We start from the raw sequence: 22,179 nt of genomic DNA, 5'->3' as shown, positions 1-22,179 counted from the left end.
TTAACAATCTGGAACAAGCTGAAAATTGAAACAATACAGCTGAAACTTATCTCTCCGTAGATGTACTGAGATAAGGATTAACCTGTATTAGAGTCTCTCAAATAATCGCAACGCAAGTTGTCTGCAAAGACACCTTCGGGTTGTGAGGTTAAGCGACTAAGCGTACACGGTGGATGCCTAGGCAGTCAGAGGCGATGAAGGGCGTGCTAATCTGCGAAAAGCGTCGGTAAGGTGATATGAACCGTTATAACCGACGATACCCGAATGGGGAAACCCAGTGCAATTCGTTGCACTATTGCATGGTGAATACATAGCCATGCAAGGCGAACCGGGGGAACTGAAACATCTAAGTACCCCGAGGAAAAGAAATCAACCGAGATTCCCCTAGTAGCGGCGAGCGAACGGGGAGGAGCCCAGAGTCTGAATCAGTTTGTGTGTTAGTGGAAGCGTCTGGAAAGTCGCAGGGTACAGGGTGATACTCCCGTACACAAAAACACACTTGCTGTGAACTCGATGAGTAGGGCGGGACACGTGACATCCTGTCTGAATATGGGGGGACCATCCTCCAAGGCTAAATACTCCTGACTGACCGATAGTGAACCAGTACCGTGAGGGAAAGGCGAAAAGAACCCCGGCGAGGGGAGTGAAATAGAACCTGAAACCGTGTACGTACAAGCAGTGGGAGCACCTTCGTGGTGTGACTGCGTACCTTTTGTATAATGGGTCAGCGACTTATATTTTGTAGCAAGGTTAACCGAATAGGGGAGCCGTAGGGAAACCGAGTCTTAACTGGGCGTCTAGTTGCAAGGTATAGACCCGAAACCCGGTGATCTAGCCATGGGCAGGTTGAAGGTTGGGTAACACTAACTGGAGGACCGAACCGACTAATGTTGAAAAATTAGCGGATGACTTGTGGCTGGGGGTGAAAGGCCAATCAAACCGGGAGATAGCTGGTTCTCCCCGAAAGCTATTTAGGTAGCGCCTCGTGAACTCATCTTCGGGGGTAGAGCACTGTTTCGGCTAGGGGGCCATCCCGGCTTACCAAACCGATGCAAACTCCGAATACCGAAGAATGTTATCACGGGAGACACACGGCGGGTGCTAACGTCCGTCGTGAAGAGGGAAACAACCCAGACCGCCAGCTAAGGTCCCAAAGTCATGGTTAAGTGGGAAACGATGTGGGAAGGCATAGACAGCCAGGATGTTGGCTTAGAAGCAGCCATCATTTAAAGAAAGCGTAATAGCTCACTGGTCGAGTCGGCCTGCGCGGAAGATGTAACGGGGCTAAACCATGCACCGAAGCTGCGGCAGCGACACTTAGGTGTTGTTGGGTAGGGGAGCGTTCTGTAAGCCGTTGAAGGTGACCTGTGAGGGTTGCTGGAGGTATCAGAAGTGCGAATGCTGACATAAGTAACGATAATGCGGGTGAAAAACCCGCACGCCGGAAGACCAAGGGTTCCTGTCCAACGTTAATCGGGGCAGGGTGAGTCGACCCCTAAGGCGAGGCTGAAAAGCGTAGTCGATGGGAAACAGGTTAATATTCCTGTACTTGGTGTTACTGCGAAGGGGGGACGGAGAAGGCTAGGCTAGCCGGGCGACGGTTGTCCCGGTTTAAGCATGTAGGCGGAGCGACTTGGTAAATCCGGTTGCTTATCAACGCTGAGGTGTGATGACGAGTCACTACGGTGATGAAGTAGTTGATGCCAAGCTTCCAGGAAAAGCCTCTAAGCATCAGGTAACATTAAATCGTACCCCAAACCGACACAGGTGGTCAGGTAGAGAATACTCAGGCGCTTGAGAGAACTCGGGTGAAGGAACTAGGCAAAATGGTGCCGTAACTTCGGGAGAAGGCACGCTGGCATTAGGTAATGGGACTTGCTCCCGGCGCCGAAGCCAGTCGCAGATACCAGCTGGCTGCAACTGTTTAATAAAAACACAGCACTGTGCAAACACGAAAGTGGACGTATACGGTGTGACGCCTGCCCGGTGCTGGAAGGTTAATTGATGGGGTCAGCCGCAAGGCGAAGCTCTTGATCGAAGCCCCAGTAAACGGCGGCCGTAACTATAACGGTCCTAAGGTAGCGAAATTCCTTGTCGGGTAAGTTCCGACCTGCACGAATGGCGTAATGATGGCCAGGCTGTCTCCACCCGAGACTCAGTGAAATTGAACTCGCTGTGAAGATGCAGTGTACCCGCGGCAAGACGGAAAGACCCCGTGAACCTTTACTATAGCTTGACACTGAACATTGAGCCTTGATGTGTAGGATAGGTGGGAGGCATTGAAGTGTGGACGCCAGTCTGCATGGAGCCAACCTTGAAATACCACCCTTTAATGTTTGATGTTCTAACTCGGCCCCGTAATCCGGGGTGAGGACAGTGTCTGGTGGGTAGTTTGACTGGGGCGGTCTCCTCCCAAAGAGTAACGGAGGAGCACGAAGGTTAGCTAATCACGGTCGGACATCGTGAGGTTAGTGCAAAGGCATAAGCTAGCTTGACTGCGAGAGTGACGGCTCGAGCAGGTACGAAAGTAGGTCTTAGTGATCCGGTGGTTCTGAATGGAAGGGCCATCGCTCAACGGATAAAAGGTACTCCGGGGATAACAGGCTGATACCGCCCAAGAGTTCATATCGACGGCGGTGTTTGGCACCTCGATGTCGGCTCATCACATCCTGGGGCTGAAGTAGGTCCCAAGGGTATGGCTGTTCGCCATTTAAAGTGGTACGCGAGCTGGGTTTAGAACGTCGTGAGACAGTTCGGTCCCTATCTGCCGTGGGCGTTGGAAGATTGAGAGGGGCTGCTCCTAGTACGAGAGGACCGGAGTGGACGAATCACTGGTGTTCGGGTTGTCATGCCAATGGCATTGCCCGGTAGCTAAATTCGGAAGAGATAACCGCTGAAAGCATCTAAGCGGGAAACTTGCCTCGAGATGAGTCTTCCCTGGGGCTTTAAGCCCCCTGAAGGAACGTTAAAGACTATGACGTTGATAGGCTGGGTGTGTAAGTGCAGCGATGCATTGAGCTAACCAGTACTAATGATCCGTGAGGCTTAACCTTACAACACCGAAGGTGTTTTGGTGATTTGAGAGAAATTAAGATTTTCAGCGAAGTTCCGAGATTGGATTGGCTGGCTGTGTGATATTGCATAGCGGGTTAATTAAAACAGAATTTGCCTGGCGGCCATAGCGCGGTGGACCCACCTGACTCCATGCCGAACTCAGAAGTGAAACGCCGTAGCGCCGATGGTAGTGTGGGGTCTCCCCATGCGAGAGTAGGACACTGCCAGGCATCAAATAAAGCCGAGACCCCATGCCAAAAGCGTGGGGTTTTTGCTATGTGGAAAAGAAAAAGAGAAAAGCCTTCTGCTGCGCAGAGGGCTTTTTTTATGTATCCACTTAAAACAAAATACAATATGAGTATATTGATCGGTTAGACTAGCGCCAGAGCCAGTAAGAATGAGTACTTAATGTTATGTCGAATCAATGTTCCCCGCTAAAACATCTTAATACTTTCGCGTTATCAGCCTATGCGAACAATGTCATCAGTGCCAACTCTCCTGAAGAATTGGTTGATGCATGGCGTGAGTCTGTCTCTAAGCATCGACCTGTGCTTTTGCTTGGTGAAGGTAGCAATGTACTATTTATCGAAAATTATTCAGGAACAGTGTTGCTTAATCGCATCAAGGGTATCACTTTCACCGAAGACGATATTGCCTGGCATCTTCATGTTGGAGCAGGGGAGAATTGGCATCAATTAGTCTGCTATTCGTTGCAAAACAACATGCCGGGTCTAGAAAACTTGGCTTTGATCCCAGGTTGTGTCGGCTCTGCCCCAATTCAAAATATTGGTGCATATGGTGTTGAGCTACAAAAAGTGTGTGAATACGTTGATTTGCTTGATATGGAGAAGGGCACAGTTCTGCGCCTTTCTGCGCTAGATTGTCAGTTTGGCTATCGTGATAGCATATTTAAGCATCGCTATGGCAATGGGTTCGCTATCGTCGCGGTGGGTATCAAGTTAGTGAAGTCGTGGATACCAACATTGGGTTATGGTGATTTAACTCGGATGGATCCATTGACCGTGACAGCAAAAGATATCTTCAACTCAGTCTGCGCGATGCGTAGGAGTAAACTCCCTGACCCAACAGTGACGGGCAATGCCGGCAGTTTCTTCAAGAATCCCGTTGTGGATGCAACTGTAGCTGCAGATATCGTGAAGCTCTTTCCCAATGCCCCCCATTACCCACAGCCCGATGGATCCGTAAAGCTGGCTGCGGGCTGGCTTATTGATCAATGCGCGCTTAAAGGACACCAGATTGGTGGAGCCGCGGTGCATCAGCAGCAAGCTTTGGTATTGATTAACCTCGCAGAGGCTACAGGCCAAGATGTACTCGGCCTTGCTAGCTATATTCGTCAGCAGGTCGCAAAGAAATTTGCCATCTGGCTGGAACCCGAGGTGCGCTTTATCGCTAGTGATGGTGAAGTTAATGCTGTGGAGTATTTGTCTTGAAAGATATTAAAGTCCCCTTGCGATTAATTGGCATACTGGCCGATGGTGCTTTTCACTCAGGTGAGCAATTGGGTGAAATGCTGGGTATGAGCCGCGCCGCAATTAATAAGCATATGCAAACTATCAAAGAATGGGGGCTGGATGTCTTCACCGTGCCTGGCAAAGGTTATAGTCTGCCAGCACCTATCCAATTACTTGATGAGCAGGCTATATTAAGTTATTTACCCGCCGGTCAAGTTGCGGTATTACCAGTAGTTGATTCGACGAATCAATATCTCTTAGACCGTATCACGGAACTTAAATCTGGTGATGCATGTGTTGCTGAATATCAGCAAGCAGGGCGTGGTAGACGTGGCCGCCAGTGGGTCTCTCCTTTTGGTGCTAATCTTTACTTATCAATGTATTGGCGATTGGAACAAGGCCCTGCGGCCGCAATGGGGTTAAGTTTAGTTGTAGGTATTGTCATGGCCGAGGTACTGCACAAATTGGGTGCAGGTCAAGTTCGTGTGAAGTGGCCAAATGATTTGTATTTAAATGATAAGAAGCTGGCGGGTATATTAGTAGAGCTCACTGGTAAAACGGGTGATGCAGCGCAGTTAGTTATTGGGGCCGGTATCAATCTGACCATGCGTGAATCTATGACCAATGTTATTAGCCAAGATTGGATTAACTTACAGGAAACTGGGGTTATTATTGATCGTAATAAACTGACTGCTGAATTATTATCTGAATTACGGCTAGCGGTGGTTAAATTTGAAAATGAAGGTCTGTCTGCCTTTATTTCTCGCTGGCGGGAAATGGACAATTATCTTGATCGTTCTGTAAAATTGATTATTGGGAATCAAGAAATATTTGGTATTTCTCGGGGGATAGATCAACAGGGCGCATTATTATTAGAACAAAATGGTAATGTAAAACCTTATATTGGTGGCGAAATATCCCTTCGTGGAGTTTAGTCAATAAACTAAGCGGGCAGTTATTACTACCCGCTATCTACTATTTTCTTAAACGCACATTTTCAACCGCATGATTGGCACTTTTTGTCATTATCAGACTTGCTCGCTCACGGGTCGGTAATATATTCTGCTTTAAATTCAATCCATTAATCTCTTTCCATAACTGTGTTGCAATCTTGACTGCTTCGGTTTCAGGCAATTTTGCATAGTTATGGAAGTAAGAGTCAGGATTGGAAAACGCACCTTGACGAAACTTAAGGAACCGATTGATATACCAACTTTGGAGTAAATCCTCAGGCGCATCCACGTATATAGAGAAATCTACAAAGTCAGAAACGAATACACGATGTGGATCATGAGGGTAATCCATCCCGCTTTGTAACACATTTAATCCCTCTAATATAAGAATGTCCGGCTGTTTGATAATTTTATTACCATCAGGGACAATATCGTATATTAAATGAGAATAAACGGGTGCCGTAACATAGTCAGCCCCGGATTTTACTTCAGAGACAAATTTCACCAAACTGTGCATATCATAGGATTGCGGGAATCCTTTTTTCTTCATCAGTCCGCGCTCGTTAAGCACTTTATTCGGATAAAGAAAACCATCAGTAGTAATCAGTTCTACACTGCGATGCTCTGGCCAGCGGCTCAGCAATGCTTGTAATAAGCGGGCCGTTGTACTTTTACCCACCGCAACACTGCCCGCAATACCAATAACATAGGGAATGCGTTGGCCATCAGTTCCAAGGAATTGTTCCAGAACTGCCTGGCGACGCAAATTAGAACTGATATAAAAATTAAGTAGACGTGAGAGCGGCAGATAAATCTGTGCCACTTCATCTAAGGAAAGGTCTTCGTTAATCCCTTTGAGTTTAACGATTTCTTCTTCTGTTAGCGTCAATGGTACTGAGTCGCGTAAAGCGGCCCACTGAGTACGATCGAACTGTAGATAAGGCGTCGCTAAAGATTGATCTCTTTTTATCATAAGCCAAATTCTGCCTGTTAACGCAGGTTGGGAAAGGCGCTGGACGCCAACTCCAGATAATAAACAAGCTGCATATTATAGGCAGCTTGCTTTTTGGCGTAGACATTTTTGTATTTAGTGAGTGATTTCTTTGATGTATGTTGCTATTCCACTCAATTAAAAAAGGGCATGCCAAGCTTTTGTCTTATGGTTGAAGGCATTTATCATGACTAGCTAGCTATAACAGTATGTAATTGATTTACAGAGAATAAACGTTTGAAGTAAATAGCGGTTGGATGATAATAACCATCAGGCGTACAGGCATAATCAGGAATTTCACCCATATATCTATATCCTTGTGCCCGGTAAAAAGATTCTGCGGGAGAGCCAGCTTCAGTATCCAAGTATAACAATCCGCGGCGAAGTTGAACCGCCGTATTCTCCATTTCAATAATCAATTTATGCCCAATCCCAGCACGACGACTGCGGCTGTGAACTAATAATTTTTGTACTTCGGCTCGATTTAATCCATTGGGTTTTTGGCAGAGATCTAATTGGATGGTTCCCACTATCCCCACTTCATCACGTGCTATCCACAATAATAGCGTGCCTTTCGTGATGGCTGGGCGTAGGCCATGGTAGTAGCTCTCAGCCTCTTCTTGTGAGAGGCTGCGGGTGTTATAGCCGATTGAAGCACCATGAGAGACGGCATCAATCAGTAAACTTGCCAGTTCGCTTCGGTATATAGGCAATGTTGCCGCATTAAGTAAAACTATCTTCATGATTAAGCTCCTCTTCAACAGTCGGTCTGCGGATATGATGTTTAAAATAAATAGTTATGCTTAAGCAATAAACAAGCCAAATATGTAACCTTGTGGTGACGAGAATTGAGCGAGTATTTCTTGGGTTTCATGCACCTTAATAGAAAGATTTCCCCATTTTGGGGCATAGAACTAAATTTATTTTTGCTGTGTGGACAATAAGATTGTTCAACAATGAGACATTGTCGGTTTTTTGGGGTGATTTTCCGCTATAGAGTTGGTTAGAATAACTAAAGTTCTGGGCGCTAATTAAGCTAACCTTGGTTAATAATACGTCTGGCTTTTGAAAAGTGGCGGTTTTATGAGCGAAAGGTCGATTTATGCGATTTTTTTGTTGCATCATAGGCCCACTCTACCTAGAATGCGCTGCACTTGATGCCGGCATAGCTCAGTTGGTAGAGCAACTGACTTGTAATCAGTAGGTCCCGAGTTCGACTCTTGGTGCCGGCACCATTCAAGTACTAAAAATTAGGTGGGGTTCCCGAGCGGCCAAAGGGAGCAGACTGTAAATCTGCCGTCATCGACTTCGAAGGTTCGAATCCTTCCCCCACCACCATATTTAACCTTGAGTAGAAAGCTGATTCAGTATTAGGAATTCAGTCAAGCACTTAAGGGGAAGGTGAAAACCTTCGATAAGGTTCGAGCCGAGCGTAGCGAGACAGCGACGCGAAGCGGCGACCCGCAGGGTGAGGAATGAAGTGACGAATAATCCTTCCCCCACCACCATATTTAACCTTGAGTCTCAGGGTGATTCAGAAGACCGAACTCCCAATCAACACTCAAGGCGAGAGCAACGCTCTCGATGAAGAGTGAAGTGGCCAAGCCCTTCCTTTCAAGTTTCTGCAGATTAAGTCAGGTAGCCGAGTTCTAAGATGCGGGCATCGTATAATGGCTATTACCTCAGCCTTCCAAGCTGATGATGTGGGTTCGATTCCCACTGCCCGCTCCAAGATGTGCTGATATGGCTCAGTTGGTAGAGCGCACCCTTGGTAAGGGTGAGGTCGGCAGTTCGAATCTGCCTATCAGCACCACTTCTCACTTTCTCGTCCCCTGATTTTCTTTCTGTGTTATGGATTCAGCAAGCATGCGCTTGGTTGATGTGGTGAAACCACCGATTCCGTGTCTTAGAGGGACAATCGATGTCTAAAGAAAAGTTTGAACGTACAAAACCGCACGTTAATGTGGGTACTATCGGCCACGTTGACCATGGTAAAACTACCCTAACTGCTGCAATCACCACCGTTCTGGCTAAAACCTACGGCGGGAGTGCTCGTGCATTCGACCAGATTGACAACGCTCCGGAAGAGAAGGCGCGTGGTATCACCATCAACACGTCTCATGTTGAATATGACACCCCGTCTCGTCACTATGCGCACGTTGACTGCCCAGGTCACGCCGACTACGTTAAAAACATGATTACCGGTGCTGCCCAGATGGATGGCGCTATTTTGGTTGTTGCTGCAACTGATGGCCCTATGCCACAGACTCGTGAGCACATCCTGTTGGGTCGCCAGGTTGGCGTCCCTTACATCATCGTATTCATGAACAAATGTGACATGGTTGATGATGAAGAACTGTTGGAATTGGTAGAGATGGAAGTGCGTGATCTTCTGTCTACTTACGATTTCCCAGGCGATGATACGCCGGTTATTCGTGGTTCAGCGCTGAAAGCATTGGAAGGCGAATCTGAGTGGGAAGCGAAAATTATCGAACTGGCTGGCTACTTGGATTCTTACATCCCTGAACCAGAGCGTGCTATTGATAAGCCATTCCTGTTACCAATCGAAGACGTATTCTCTATCTCTGGCCGCGGTACGGTTGTAACGGGGCGTGTAGAGCGCGGTATCGTTAAAGTTGGTGAAGAAGTAGAAATTGTCGGCCTGAAAGATACGGTTAAGTCTACTTGTACTGGCGTTGAAATGTTCCGCAAACTGCTGGACGAAGGCCGCGCTGGTGAGAACGTTGGCGTTCTGCTGCGTGGTATCAAACGTGAAGATATCGAACGTGGTCAAGTTCTGGCTAAACCGGGTTCTATCAAACCACACACCAAATTTGAATCAGAAGTTTATATTCTGAGCAAAGATGAAGGCGGTCGCCATACTCCGTTCTTCAAAGGTTACCGTCCTCAGTTCTACTTCCGTACAACTGACGTAACCGGTACTATTGAATTGCCAGAAGGCGTTGAGATGGTGATGCCAGGTGATAACATTCAAATGATTGTTAACCTGATTGCGCCTATCGCAATGGATGACGGTCTGCGCTTCGCGATTCGTGAAGGCGGTCGTACGGTCGGTGCTGGCGTTGTTGCGAAAGTCATTGAATAAGATTTGACGCGACATGTGATAAAAGGGCATCATTTGATGCCCTTTTTATACGTTGTCATACTAGAACCTATCTCATCAGCAGTTTTTTCATCATAATTACTGGTGAGATGGGCTCTGGAAGTACGGCGAATAGTGCTGAGTGGTGCCGATTAGAGAATTTCTAGAGCATCCTTCGGCTTGGTTTGCTTTGCGGTGCGAAGCAAAGTTGTTTGTTCTGAATCATAGTGACAGGTTGGTTTATGAGTGCGAATACCGAGGCTCCAGGGAGCGGACGCGGCCTGGAAACGGCTAAATGGCTAATCGTTGCTGTATTATTAGTTGCCGCTATTGTTGGTAATTATTATTACCGTGATTTCAGCCTGCCGCTGCGCGCGTTGGCAGTTGTAGTAATTATCGCTGTTGCCGGTGCTGTTGCGCTGATGACGGCAAAAGGTAAAGCCACTGTCGCGTTTGCTCGTGAAGCACGCACGGAAGTGCGTAAAGTGATTTGGCCTACCCGTCAGGAAACTCTGCACACAACGTTAATCGTTGCTGCGGTAACTGCTGTAATGTCACTGATTCTATGGGGGCTGGATGGTATTCTGGTTCGCCTGGTATCATTTATTACTGGCCTGAGGTTCTAAGATGTCTGAAGCACCCAAAAAGCGTTGGTACGTCGTTCAGGCGTTTTCCGGTTTTGAAGGCCGCGTAGCTCAATCGCTGCGTGAGCATATCAAGTTAAATGACATGGAAGAGCTGTTTGGCGAAGTCATGGTTCCAACGGAAGAAGTCGTCGAAATTCGTGGCGGTCAACGTCGTAAAAGTGAACGTAAATTCTTCCCAGGCTATGTACTGGTTCAGATGGTGATGGAAGATGCCAGCTGGCACTTAGTGCGTAGCGTGCCACGTGTAATGGGCTTTATCGGTGGTACATCCGATCGCCCTGCACCAATCAGTGATAAAGAAGTTGATGCGATTATGAATCGCCTTCAACAAGTGGGTGATAAACCACGTCCTAAAACACTGTTTGAACCAGGTGAACTGGTACGTGTTAGCGATGGTCCGTTCGCAGACTTTAACGGTGTCGTTGAAGAAGTGGACTATGAAAAAAGTCGCTTGAAAGTGTCTGTTTCCATCTTTGGCCGTGCAACACCGGTCGAACTGGATTTCAGCCAGGTAGAAAAAGGCTGATTCATTTTTCACCATTGGTTGAAATTTGAGTCTTGTCTTAGGCGCGAAATTACAATATAATTTCGCGCCTTTTGTTTTTAGATGTCTTGCTTTTTGTCATGCGTGGCAATTTATTTCATAGTAAATAATAGCGAGACAAAACACGGGGAGCCTCGAACGCGAGGCGATACTACCCAAATCGAGGAAATCGTAAATGGCTAAGAAAGTACAAGCCTATGTCAAGCTGCAAGTTGCAGCTGGTATGGCGAACCCAAGTCCACCAGTTGGCCCAGCATTGGGTCAGCAGGGTGTTAACATCATGGAATTCTGTAAAGCGTTCAATGCTAAGACTGAAAGCATTGAAAAAGGCCTGCCGATCCCTGTTGTTATTACTGTTTATTCTGATCGCTCTTTCACTTTCGTTACTAAAACCCCGCCAGCAGCAGTTCTGCTGAAAAAAGCGGCAGGTATTAAGTCTGGTTCCGGCAAGCCGAACAAAGACAAAGTAGGGACTGTGACCAGTGCTCAGGTCCGTGAAATCGCAGAAACCAAAGCTGCGGATATGACTGGTGCTTCAATTGACGACATGATGCGTTCAATCGAAGGTACTGCTCGTTCCATGGGCCTGGTAGTGGAGGGTTAATAAATGGCTAAGCTGACCAAGCGCATGCGCGTGATCCGTGACAAAGTTGATGTTACTAAGCAATATGATATCAACGAAGCTGTTGCCCTGCTGAAAGAGCTGGCTACTGCTAAATTCGTAGAAAGCGTGGACGTTGCCGTTAATCTCGGTATCGACGCACGTAAATCTGACCAGAACGTTCGTGGCGCAACTGTGTTGCCACATGGTACTGGCCGTTCAGTTCGTGTTGCTGTTTTCGCTCAGGGTGCAAACGCTGAAGCTGCGAAAGAAGCAGGCGCTGAATTGGTAGGTATGGAAGATCTGGCTGATCAAATCAAGAAAGGCGAAATGAACTTCGACGTTGTTATTGCTTCCCCGGATGCAATGCGCGTTGTAGGTCAATTAGGCCAAATCTTGGGCCCACGTGGCCTGATGCCAAACCCTAAAGTGGGTACTGTTACTCCTAACGTTGCTGAAGCAGTTAAGAATGCTAAAGCAGGTCAGGTTCGTTATCGCAACGACAAAAACGGTATTATCCACACCACCATTGGTAAAGTTGATTTCGACTCAGAAAAGTTGAGAGAAAACTTAGAATCTCTGGTTGTTGCGCTGAAGCGTGCTAAACCTGCTACAGCGAAAGGCGTTTATATCAAGAAAATCAGCCTGTCCACCACCATGGGCGCCGGCGTTGCTATTGATCAAAGCGGCCTGTCAGCAGTAGTGAACTAATCACTAATTGCTTTTATCGCTTTACGTGGGCGTAAGGTTTGTCTAGAATCTTACGCCCATGCTTCTGTTGATGGCTTATTTGTTAATAACAAATGTTCAATTGACAGAAAACAGAATTTTCGGTTGGAGCTTGGCCTTATCCAAGCCTCCGTCCAAGACCGCAGGTGTGTTGCGAAACACTTAATTTCCTGCGTAGACGGTGACAGAACCTGAAGAAATTTTTTCTTTCTTTATTTGTTTATAAAGAATGATAAAGAATAGTCTTTGCTGGATTCTGCTCACCGTGTTTCAACGCCCATTCACTGCATTTTGTTGTGAGTTGGGTGACGTGAGTTCCGGGGAATTAATCCCCGGTTAATCCAGGAGCAAGAACTAATGGCACTAAATCTTCAAGGCAAACAAGCGATTGTTGCTGAAGTTAAAGAAGTAGCCAAAGGTGCGCTGTCTGCGGTTGTTGCGGATTCTCGTGGCGTTACCGTTGATAAAATGACTGAACTGCGTAAAGCAGGTCGTGAAGCTGGCGTTCACATGCAAGTTGTTCGTAACACCTTGCTGCGTCGCATTGTTGAAGGCACTCCATTCGAATGCCTGAAAGACACGTTTGTTGGTCCAACCTTGATTGCATTCTCTTCAGAACACCCGGGCGCAGCTGCTCGTTTGTTCAAAGCATTTGCTAAAGATAATGCGAAATTTGAGGTTAAAGCAGCAGCCTTTGAAGGCGAGTTAATCCCTGCGGCTCAGATCGACCGCCTGGCAACTCTGCCAACCTACGAAGAAGCAATCGCACGTCTGATGGGAACCATGAAAGAAGCCGCTGCTGGCAAATTGGTTCGTACATTGGCTGCGCTGCGTGACCAGAAAGAAGCTGAAGCGGCTTAATTCGCCCTCACTTTTTCAGTCATTGCTTTTTAACGTATAAACTATTTCTGTATTTTAGGAACACTTGTTATGTCAACTATCACTAAAGACCAAATTCTTGAAGGCGTTGCAGCTCTGTCTGTAATGGAAATCGTTGAACTGATCTCTGCTATGGAAGAGAAATTCGGCGTTTCAGCTGCTGCTGTAGCTGCAGGTCCTGCTGCCTCTGCTGAAGCTGTAGAAGAACAAACTGAATTCAACGTTGTTCTGGCTTCATTCGGCGACAACAAAGTTGCAGTAATCAAAGCTGTTCGCGGCGCAACTGGCCTGGGCTTGAAAGAAGCTAAAGACCTGGTTGAATCTGCACCTGCAGTTCTGAAAGAAGGCGTGAACAAAGACGAAGCTGAAACTCTGAAAAAATCTCTGGAAGAAGCTGGTGCTTCTGTTGAGATCAAGTAAGTTAAGCTTTGAGCTTGCAGCCTAACTTATAGGCTGATGGCTGGTGACTTTTTAGTCATCAGCCTTTTTGCGCTGTAGGGCGTTAGTCGCATTTCACACTGTTTAGCGGCTAACTAACCCCTAATATTCCTTTCTATTGACGACTTAATATACTGCGTTCTCAGCTACGACCCACTCGGGTAGCTCGGTAGTCAAAGTAACGCGATGAAATGGTTTAAGAGTGATAGAAAAGAGTATTCCGAGAAGTGTTTCGACTTCTCATTCTAAATAATAGTGTTGCATGACCTGTCCTATTTTTATTAGGGCGGACAGAGTGGGTCACTGATCAGCGAGCTGAGGAACCCTATGGTTTACTCCTATACCGAGAAAAAACGTATTCGTAAGGATTTTGGTAAACGTCCACAAGTTTTGGACATACCTTATCTCCTTTCTATCCAACTTGACTCGTTCCAGAAGTTTATCGAGCAAGATCCTGAAGGACAGCACGGCCTGGAAGCAGCATTCCGTTCTGTGTTTCCAATCCAGAGCTACAGCGGCAATTCGGAGCTGCAATACGTTAGCTACCGTCTTGGTGAGCCAGTATTTGACGTTAAAGAGTGCCAGATCCGTGGTGTGACTTATTCCGCACCGCTGCGCGTTAAATTGCGCCTGGTAATCTATGAGCGCGAAGCTCCGGAAGGTACGGTTAAAGACATCAAAGAACAAGAAGTCTACATGGGTGAAATTCCACTCATGACCGAAAACGGTACCTTTGTCATTAACGGTACTGAGAGGGTTATCGTATCTCAGCTGCACCGTAGTCCTGGCGTATTCTTTGACAGCGATAAGGGTAAAACCCATTCCTCGGGTAAAGTGCTGTATAACGCACGTATCATCCCTTACCGCGGTTCATGGTTAGATTTCGAGTTTGACCCGAAAGACAACCTGTTTGTCCGTATTGACCGTCGTCGTAAGTTGCCGGCAACCATCATTCTGCGTGCATTGAGTTTCACCACAACACAGATCCTTGATCTGTTCTTTGACAAAGTGGTCTTTGAGATTCGTGACAACAAGCTGCAGATGGAATTGGTTCCAGAGCGCCTGCGCGGTGAAACGGCATCCTTTGATATTGAAGCGAATGGCAAAGTTTACGTCGAGAAAGCGCGTCGTATTACTGCACGTCATATTCGCCAGCTTGAAAAAGACGGTATTGATCGCATCGAAGTTCCGGTTGAATACATTGCCGGTAAAGTGGTCGCAAAAGACTACATTGATGAGAACACTGGTGAGCTAATCTGTGCAGCCAACATGGAGCTGTCACTGGATTTGCTGGCTAAGTTGAGCCAGTCTGGCCACAAGCAAATCGAAACATTGTTCACCAACGACCTGGATCACGGTGCTTATATCTCCGAGACCCTGCGTGTTGACCCAACCAGTGACCGTCTGAGCGCTTTGGTTGAGATCTACCGCATGATGCGTCCTGGTGAGCCACCAACACGTGAAGCAGCTGAAAATCTGTTTGAGAACCTGTTCTTCTCTGAAGACCGCTACGATTTGTCTGCGGTTGGCCGGATGAAGTTCAACCGTTCACTGCTGCGTGACGAGATCGAAGGTTCCGGTATCCTGAGCAAAGAAGACATCACAGAAGTGATGAAGAAGCTCATCGATATCCGTAACGGTAAAGGCGAAGTGGATGATATCGACCACTTAGGCAACCGTCGTATTCGTTCCGTTGGTGAAATGGCTGAAAACCAGTTCCGTGTAGGTCTGGTTCGTGTTGAGCGTGCAGTTAAAGAGCGTTTGTCTCTGGGCGACCTCGACACACTGATGCCTCAGGACATGATCAACGCTAAGCCTATTTCGGCTGCGGTGAAAGAGTTCTTTGGTTCCAGCCAGTTGTCACAATTTATGGACCAGAACAACCCGTTGTCCGAGATTACGCATAAACGCCGTATCTCTGCATTGGGCCCGGGTGGTTTGACCCGTGAACGTGCTGGCTTTGAAGTTCGAGACGTACACCCGACTCACTACGGTCGTGTATGCCCAATCGAAACGCCAGAAGGTCCAAACATCGGTCTGATCAACTCCTTGTCTGTGTACGCACAGACCAACGAGTATGGTTTCTTGGAAACACCTTATCGTCGCGTACGTGATGGTGTGGTGACCGATGAAATTAACTATTTGTCTGCTATTGAAGAAGGCAACTTCGTTATCGCTCAGGCGAACTCCAACTTGGATGATGAAGGCCGCTTCTTGGAAGACTTGGTCACTTGTCGTAGCAAAGGCGAATCTAGCCTATTTAGCCGCGATCAAGTTGACTATATGGACGTATCTACCCAGCAGATCGTATCCGTTGGTGCTTCTCTGATTCCATTCTTGGAACACGATGACGCCAACCGTGCCTTGATGGGTGCGAACATGCAACGTCAGGCGGTTCCTACTCTGCGTGCTGATAAGCCGTTGGTGGGTACTGGTATGGAACGTGCAGTAGCGGTTGACTCAGGGGTAACTTCTGTAGCCAAGCGTGGCGGTACTGTTCAGTATGTAGATGCATCTCGTATCGTGATTAAAGTTAACGAAGACGAAATGTATCCGGGCGAAGCAGGTATTGATATTTATAACCTGACCAAATACACCCGTTCTAACCAGAACACCTGTATCAATCAGATGCCGTGTGTGAATCTGGGTGAGCCAATCGAGCGCGGTGACGTGCTGGCAGATGGCCCATCAACAGACCTGGGCGAACTGGCATTGGGTCAGAACATGCGCGTAGCCTTCATGCCTTGGAACGGTTACAACTTCGAAGACTCCATCTTGGTCTCCGAGCGCGTGGTGCAAGAAGATCGCTTCACTACCATTCATATTCAAGAACTGGCATGTGTGTCTCGTGACACCAAGCTGGGGCCAGAAGAGATTACTGCCGATATCCCGAACGTGGGTGAAGCTGCACTCTCCAAACTGGATGAATCCGGTATCGTCTATATCGGTGCTGAAGTGACTGGCGGTGACATTCTGGTTGGTAAGGTAACACCTAAAGGTGAAACCCAGCTGACGCCAGAAGAGAAACTGTTACGTGCGATCTTCGGTGAGAAAGCGTCTGACGTTAAAGACTCTTCTCTGCGTGTACCAAACGGTGTTTCCGGTACGGTTATTGACGTACAAGTCTTTACTCGCGATGGCGTAGAAAAAGACAAACGTGCGTTGGAAATCGAAGAGATGCAACTGAAGCAGGCCAAGAAAGACCTGACTGAAGAGTTGCAGATCCTGGAAGCGGGCCTGTTTGCACGTATCCATGCAGTACTGGTTTCTGGTGGCATCGAAGCTGACAAGCTGAGCAAATTACCACGTGATCGCTGGCTGGAACTTGGCCTGACCGACGAAGACAAGCAAAACCAGCTGGAACAGTTGGCAGAGCAGTACGACGAAATGAAATCCGAATTCGAGAAGAAGATGGATGCCAAGCGTCGTAAGATCACCCAAGGTGATGATTTGGCACCAGGCGTGCTGAAGATCGTCAAGGTGTATCTGGCGGTTAAACGTCAGATTCAACCGGGTGACAAGATGGCCGGTCGTCACGGTAACAAAGGTGTTATCTCCAAGATTAACCCGATCGAAGATATGCCTTACGATGAAAACGGTACGCCGGTAGACATCGTTCTGAACCCGCTGGGCGTACCATCGCGTATGAACATCGGTCAGATTTTGGAAACCCACTTAGGGATGGCAGCGAAAGGCATCGGCGAGAAAATCAACGCCATGCTGAAGAAGCAGGAAGAAGTTGCCAAACTGCGTGAGTTTATCCAGAAAGCCTACGATCTGGGCGACAACGTTTGTCAGAAAGTTGATCTGAGCACCTTCACCGATGACGAAGTATTGCGTCTGGCTGAGAACCTGAAAAAAGGTATGCCAATCGCAACACCAGTGTTCGATGGTGCGACAGAGAAAGAAATCAAGGAACTGTTACAGCTGGGTGGCCTGCCAACTTCTGGTCAGATTACTCTGTTTGACGGCCGTACCGGTGAACAGTTCGAACGCCAGGTTACTGTCGGCTACATGTATATGCTGAAACTGAACCACTTGGTTGATGACAAGATGCATGCGCGTTCTACCGGTTCTTACAGCTTGGTTACTCAGCAGCCGCTGGGTGGTAAGGCTCAGTTCGGTGGTCAGCGCTTCGGTGAGATGGAAGTGTGGGCGTTGGAAGCTTATGGCGCCGCGTACACATTGCAGGAAATGCTTACCGTCAAGTCCGACGATGTAAACGGCCGTACCAAGATGTACAAAAACATCGTGGATGGCGATCACCGTATGGAACCAGGCATGCCGGAGTCCTTCAACGTATTGTTGAAAGAAATCCGCTCGCTGGGCATCAATATCGAGCTGGAAGAAGAGTAATTCTTCTCCAGACAGCAGACTTTGACAGCCGGGAGTCTGCTGGTGGTTCGTACTGGTCACAGGGGCGCTCAAATTTCGATTTGAGCGCCTATCAGGTCTAACTCCGACAGGAGCCAATCCGTGAAAGACTTATTAAAGTTTCTGAAAGCGCAAACTAAGACCGAAGAGTTTGATGCGATCAAAATTGCTCTGGCATCGCCAGACATGATCCGTTCATGGTCGTTCGGCGAAGTTAAAAAGCCGGAAACCATTAACTACCGTACGTTCAAACCAGAACGTGACGGCCTTTTCTGTGCCCGTATCTTTGGCCCAGTAAAAGATTACGAATGCCTGTGCGGTAAGTACAAGCGTTTGAAACACCGCGGTGTTATTTGTGAGAAATGCGGCGTTGAAGTGACTCAAACCAAAGTACGCCGTGAGCGTATGGGTCACATCGAACTGGCTTCTCCAACTGCGCACATCTGGTTCCTGAAATCGTTGCCATCTCGCATCGGTTTACTGCTGGATATGCCATTACGTGACATCGAACGCGTACTGTACTTCGAATCCTATGTGGTTATTGAAGGCGGTATGACCAACTTGGAACGTCGTCAGATCCTGACTGAAGAGCAGTATCTGGACGCGTTGGAAGAGTTTGGTGATGAGTTCGACGCGAAAATGGGCGCCGAAGCTATTCAGGCCCTATTGAAAAACATGGATCTGGAAGCTGAGTGCGAGATCCTGCGTGAAGAATTGAACGAAACAAATTCTGAAACCAAACGTAAGAAGCTGACCAAGCGTATCAAGCTGTTGGAAGCGTTCGTACAGTCTGGCAACAAGCCAGAGTGGATGATCCTGACCGTGCTGCCTGTGTTGCCGCCAGATCTGCGTCCATTGGTGCCGTTGGATGGTGGTCGTTTTGCGACTTCTGATCTGAACGATTTGTATCGTCGCGTGATCAACCGTAACAACCGTCTGAAACGCCTGCTGGACTTGGCTGCTCCTGACATCATCGTGCGCAACGAAAAGCGTATGCTGCAAGAAGCAGTAGATGCATTGCTGGATAACGGCCGTCGTGGTCGTGCGATTACCGGCTCTAACAAGCGTCCGTTGAAGTCACTGGCTGACATGATCAAAGGTAAGCAAGGTCGTTTCCGTCAGAACTTGCTGGGTAAACGTGTTGACTACTCTGGTCGTTCGGTAATCACCGTGGGTCCATACCTGCGCCTGCATCAGTGCGGTCTGCCAAAGAAAATGGCTCTTGAGCTGTTCAAGCCGTTCATCTACGGCAAGCTGGAATTGCGTGGTCTTGCTACCACCATTAAAGCTGCCAAGAAGATGGTTGAGCGTGAAGAAGCGGTTGTTTGGGATATCCTGGATGAAGTTATCCGCGAACACCCAGTGCTGCTGAACCGTGCACCAACCCTTCACCGTTTGGGTATCCAGGCGTTTGAACCGGTTCTGATCGAAGGTAAAGCAATCCAGTTGCATCCACTGGTTTGTGCGGCATATAACGCCGACTTCGATGGTGACCAAATGGCTGTTCACGTACCGCTGACACTGGAAGCTCAGTTAGAAGCGCGTGCGTTGATGATGTCTACCAACAACATCCTGTCACCAGCGAACGGCGAGCCAATCATCGTTCCTTCTCAGGACGTTGTATTAGGTCTGTATTACATGACCCGCGACTGTGTTAACGCCAAAGGCGAAGGCATGGTACTGACTGGTCCGAAAGAAGCTGAGCGTATTTATCGCGCTGGTCTGGCATCTCTGCATGCCCGCGTAAAAGTGCGTATTACTGAAGAAATTCGTAATACCGAAGGCGAAAGCATTACGCGTACTAGCATCATTGATACGACAGTAGGCCGTGCTATTTTGTGGATGATCGTTCCACAAGGTCTGCCTTACTCTATCGTGAACCAGCCGCTGGGCAAAAAAGCTATCTCCAAGATGCTAAACACGTGTTACCGCATCCTGGGCTTGAAGCCAACGGTTATCTTTGCTGACCAGATCATGTACACCGGTTTTGCTTACGCAGCACGCTCAGGCGCCTCTGTAGGTATCGATGACATGGTTATCCCAGATGCGAAAGCAGGGATCATCGAAGAAGCTGAAACTGAAGTTGCCGAAATCCAGGAGCAGTTCCAATCCGGTCTGGTAACGGCAGGCGAACGTTATAACAAAGTGATCGATATCTGGGCCGCGGCTAACGAACGTGTTGCCAAGGCGATGATGGATAACTTGTCTGTTGAAGATGTTGTCAACCGTGACGGCGTTGTCGAGCAGCAAGTATCCTTCAACAGCATCTTTATGATGGCCGACTCCGGTGCGCGTGGTTCTGCTGCACAGATTCGTCAGCTGGCAGGGATGCGTGGCCTGATGGCTAAGCCAGATGGTTCGATCATTGAAACGCCAATCACCGCGAACTTCCGTGAAGGTTTGAACGTACTTCAGTACTTCATCTCAACCCACGGTGCGCGTAAAGGTTTGGCGGATACCGCATTGAAAACTGCGAACTCCGGTTACCTGACCCGTCGTTTAGTTGACGTGGCACAGGATCTGGTCGTAACCGAAGACGATTGTGGTACCCATAACGGTATCGTGATGACCCCGGTTATCGAAGGTGGTGATGTTAAAGAACCACTGCGCGATCGCGTTCTGGGTCGTGTGACTGCAGAAGAAGTTATCAAACCGGGTACGGCTGATATTCTTGTTCCGCGTAACACCCTGCTGGACGAGAAATGGTGTGATCTGTTAGAAGAAAACTCCGTCGACAGCGTTAAAGTTCGTTCAGTAGTAAGCTGTGAAACTGACTTTGGTGTGTGTGCAAACTGCTATGGTCGCGACCTGGCACGTGGCCACATCATCAACAAAGGTGAAGCGGTTGGTGTTATTGCAGCACAGTCCATCGGTGAGCCGGGTACCCAGCTTACGATGCGTACGTTCCACATCGGTGGTGCGGCATCTCGTGCGGCAGCAGAGTCCAGCATTCAGGTTAAGAACAAAGGCAGCTTGAAACTGAGCAACGTCAAGTTCGTAACCAATGCAGCGGGCAAGCTGGTTATTACTTCTCGTAATACTGAGCTGAAGCTGATCGACGAATTCGGCCGTACTAAAGAAAGCTACAAAGTGCCTTACGGTGCGGTAATGGCTAAAGGCGATGGCGCAGAAGTCCAGGGCGGCGAAACCGTTGCTAACTGGGATCCGCACATCATGCCAGTTGTCACCGAAGTGAGCGGTTTCATCCGCTTCGCCGACATGGTTGACGGCCAGACCATTACACGCCAGACCGACGAACTGACTGGTTTGTCTTCTCTGGTAGTACTGGACAGCGCAGAGCGTACCGGTAGCGGTAAAGACCTGCGTCCGGCACTGAAAATCGTTGATGCCAAAGGCGACGACGTATTGATTCCAGGTACTGATATGCCTGCTCAATACTTCCTGCCAGGTAAAGCGATTGTTCAGCTGGAAGACGGTATTCAAATTGGTGCGGGTGATACCCTGGCGCGTATTCCTCAGGAATCAAGCGGTACCAAGGATATTACCGGTGGTCTGCCACGTGTTGCTGACTTGTTCGAAGCACGTCGTCCGAAAGAGCCTGCAATCCTGGCTGAAATCAGCGGGATCATCTCGTTCGGTAAAGAGACCAAAGGCAAGCGTCGCCTGGTGATTTCACCGTTGGATGGTAGCGATGCATACGAAGAGATGATTCCGAAATGGCGTCAGCTCAACGTGTTCGAAGGTGAAATTGTAGAACGCGGTGACGTGGTTTCCGATGGCCCAGAATCTCCACACGATATTCTGCGTCTACGTGGCGTTCACGCGGTTACCCGTTACATCACCAACGAAGTGCAGGAAGTTTACCGTCTGCAAGGCGTTAAGATAAACGATAAACACATTGAAGTTATCGTTCGTCAGATGCTGCGTAAAGGCACCATCGTTGATGCAGGTAGCACCGACTTCCTGGAAGGCGAGCAGGCAGAAATGTCTCGCGTTAAAATCGCTAACCGTAAGCTGGCAGCTGAAGGTAAAATTGAGGCTACGTTCACACGTGACCTGCTGGGTATTACCAAGGCATCCTTGGCGACCGAGTCCTTCATCTCTGCGGCTTCGTTCCAGGAAACCACGCGCGTTCTTACTGAAGCGGCAGTTGCCGGTAAACGTGATGAACTGCGCGGCCTGAAAGAAAACGTCATCGTGGGCCGTCTGATCCCAGCCGGTACCGGTTACGCTTATCATCAGGATCGTATGCGCCGTAAAGCACAGAGTGAAGCACCAGTGGTTCCGCAAGTCAGCGCGGATGAAGCAACTGCTAACCTGGCTGAATTGCTCAACGCCGGTTTTGGTAACAACAAAGGCTAATCCCTTTGTCAGTCACCAAAGTAAAAACCGCTCCTTTCGGGGCGGTTTTTTTTTGCTAATTTTCAGGATGA

The 22,179-nt window shown here is 48.2% G+C and carries 13 protein-coding genes, 4 tRNA genes, 2 rRNA genes and 1 other RNA gene; 18 read left to right on the top strand and 2 right to left on the bottom strand.

Annotated elements, in window-relative coordinates; genetic code table 11:
- The first annotated feature begins 146 nt into the window (after positions 1–146).
- The 4 genes from DXZ79_RS18810 (at position 147) to birA (ending at position 5,461) form a co-directional block, all read left to right on the top strand.
- A 23S ribosomal RNA gene (locus tag DXZ79_RS18810) occupies positions 147–3,053 on the top strand.
- 115 nt (positions 3,054–3,168) lie between these two features.
- Positions 3,169–3,284: ribosomal RNA gene (rrf, locus tag DXZ79_RS18805) — 5S ribosomal RNA — on the top strand.
- Between the two features lie 183 nt (positions 3,285–3,467).
- Positions 3,468–4,505, top strand: a complete 1,038-nt coding sequence (gene murB / locus DXZ79_RS18800; protein WP_038638399.1) for a UDP-N-acetylmuramate dehydrogenase — start codon at positions 3,468–3,470, stop codon at positions 4,503–4,505.
- On the top strand, positions 4,502–5,461 hold the full coding sequence (gene birA, locus DXZ79_RS18795) for a bifunctional biotin--[acetyl-CoA-carboxylase] ligase/biotin operon repressor BirA (RefSeq protein ID WP_038638401.1): 960 nt from the start codon (positions 4,502–4,504) through the stop codon (positions 5,459–5,461). The genes murB and birA overlap by 4 nt, the downstream gene beginning before the upstream one ends.
- A 40-nt stretch (positions 5,462–5,501) precedes the next feature.
- Here the strand turns inward: birA and coaA are convergent, their stop codons facing one another.
- Both coaA and DXZ79_RS18785 read right to left on the bottom strand, forming a co-directional pair.
- Positions 5,502–6,452, bottom strand: a complete 951-nt coding sequence (gene coaA, locus DXZ79_RS18790) for a type I pantothenate kinase (protein WP_038638404.1) — start codon at positions 6,450–6,452, stop codon at positions 5,502–5,504.
- 209 nt (positions 6,453–6,661) lie between these two features.
- Positions 6,662–7,213 carry a GNAT family N-acetyltransferase gene (locus tag DXZ79_RS18785; RefSeq protein ID WP_050292129.1) on the bottom strand — a complete coding sequence of 184 codons (552 nt, stop codon included), beginning with the start codon at positions 7,211–7,213 and terminating at the stop codon, positions 6,662–6,664.
- A gap of 416 nt (positions 7,214–7,629) precedes the next feature.
- Between DXZ79_RS18785 and DXZ79_RS18775 the strand changes: the two genes are divergently transcribed.
- From DXZ79_RS18775 to rpoC, 14 genes are all read left to right on the top strand, one after another.
- A tRNA-Thr gene (locus DXZ79_RS18775) sits at positions 7,630–7,705 on the top strand.
- Between the two features lie 18 nt (positions 7,706–7,723).
- Positions 7,724–7,808, top strand: a tRNA-Tyr gene (locus tag DXZ79_RS18770).
- A gap of 43 nt (positions 7,809–7,851) precedes the next feature.
- Positions 7,852–7,978, top strand: a non-coding RNA gene (locus tag DXZ79_RS18765) — RtT sRNA.
- A 148-nt stretch (positions 7,979–8,126) separates the two neighbouring features.
- Positions 8,127–8,201 (top strand) — tRNA-Gly (locus DXZ79_RS18760).
- Between the two features lie 6 nt (positions 8,202–8,207).
- Positions 8,208–8,283, top strand: a tRNA-Thr gene (locus DXZ79_RS18755).
- 108 nt (positions 8,284–8,391) lie between these two features.
- The gene (gene tuf / locus DXZ79_RS18750; RefSeq protein ID WP_038638412.1) at positions 8,392–9,576 is read left to right on the top strand and encodes an elongation factor Tu; all 1,185 of its coding nucleotides are present in this window, start codon (positions 8,392–8,394) and stop codon (positions 9,574–9,576) included.
- A 239-nt stretch (positions 9,577–9,815) separates the two neighbouring features.
- Entirely contained in the window at positions 9,816–10,199 is a 384-nt protein-coding gene (gene secE / locus DXZ79_RS18740) for a preprotein translocase subunit SecE (protein ID WP_004704671.1), read from the top strand.
- A gap of 1 nt (position 10,200) precedes the next feature.
- Positions 10,201–10,746 carry a transcription termination/antitermination protein NusG gene (gene nusG / locus DXZ79_RS18735; RefSeq protein WP_038638415.1) on the top strand — a complete coding sequence of 182 codons (546 nt, stop codon included), beginning with the start codon at positions 10,201–10,203 and terminating at the stop codon, positions 10,744–10,746.
- A 193-nt stretch (positions 10,747–10,939) separates the two neighbouring features.
- Positions 10,940–11,368 (top strand): 50S ribosomal protein L11, encoded by a 429-nt coding sequence (gene rplK, locus DXZ79_RS18730; protein ID WP_004393384.1) that lies wholly within the window; start codon positions 10,940–10,942, stop codon positions 11,366–11,368.
- Between the two features lie 3 nt (positions 11,369–11,371).
- Positions 11,372–12,076: a 50S ribosomal protein L1 gene (gene rplA / locus DXZ79_RS18725; RefSeq protein ID WP_038638418.1), complete on the top strand. Its 705-nt coding sequence runs from the start codon at positions 11,372–11,374 to the stop codon at positions 12,074–12,076.
- 375 nt (positions 12,077–12,451) lie between these two features.
- Positions 12,452–12,955, top strand: a complete 504-nt coding sequence (rplJ, locus tag DXZ79_RS18720; protein ID WP_004393386.1) for a 50S ribosomal protein L10 — start codon at positions 12,452–12,454, stop codon at positions 12,953–12,955.
- A 69-nt stretch (positions 12,956–13,024) separates the two neighbouring features.
- Complete coding sequence (gene rplL / locus DXZ79_RS18715; RefSeq protein WP_038638421.1) at positions 13,025–13,393, top strand: 50S ribosomal protein L7/L12; 369 nt, start codon at positions 13,025–13,027, stop codon at positions 13,391–13,393.
- Between the two features lie 345 nt (positions 13,394–13,738).
- Positions 13,739–17,767, top strand: a complete 4,029-nt coding sequence (gene rpoB / locus DXZ79_RS18710) for a DNA-directed RNA polymerase subunit beta (RefSeq protein ID WP_038638424.1) — start codon at positions 13,739–13,741, stop codon at positions 17,765–17,767.
- 120 nt (positions 17,768–17,887) lie between these two features.
- Complete coding sequence (rpoC, locus tag DXZ79_RS18705; RefSeq protein WP_038638427.1) at positions 17,888–22,108, top strand: DNA-directed RNA polymerase subunit beta'; 4,221 nt, start codon at positions 17,888–17,890, stop codon at positions 22,106–22,108.
- Positions 22,109–22,179 lie beyond the last annotated feature (71 nt).

Source organism: Yersinia rochesterensis, assembly GCF_003600645.1.
Classification (GTDB): Bacteria; Pseudomonadota; Gammaproteobacteria; order Enterobacterales; family Enterobacteriaceae; genus Yersinia; species Yersinia rochesterensis.
This window is presented reverse-complemented; position numbering and strand designations above follow the sequence as displayed.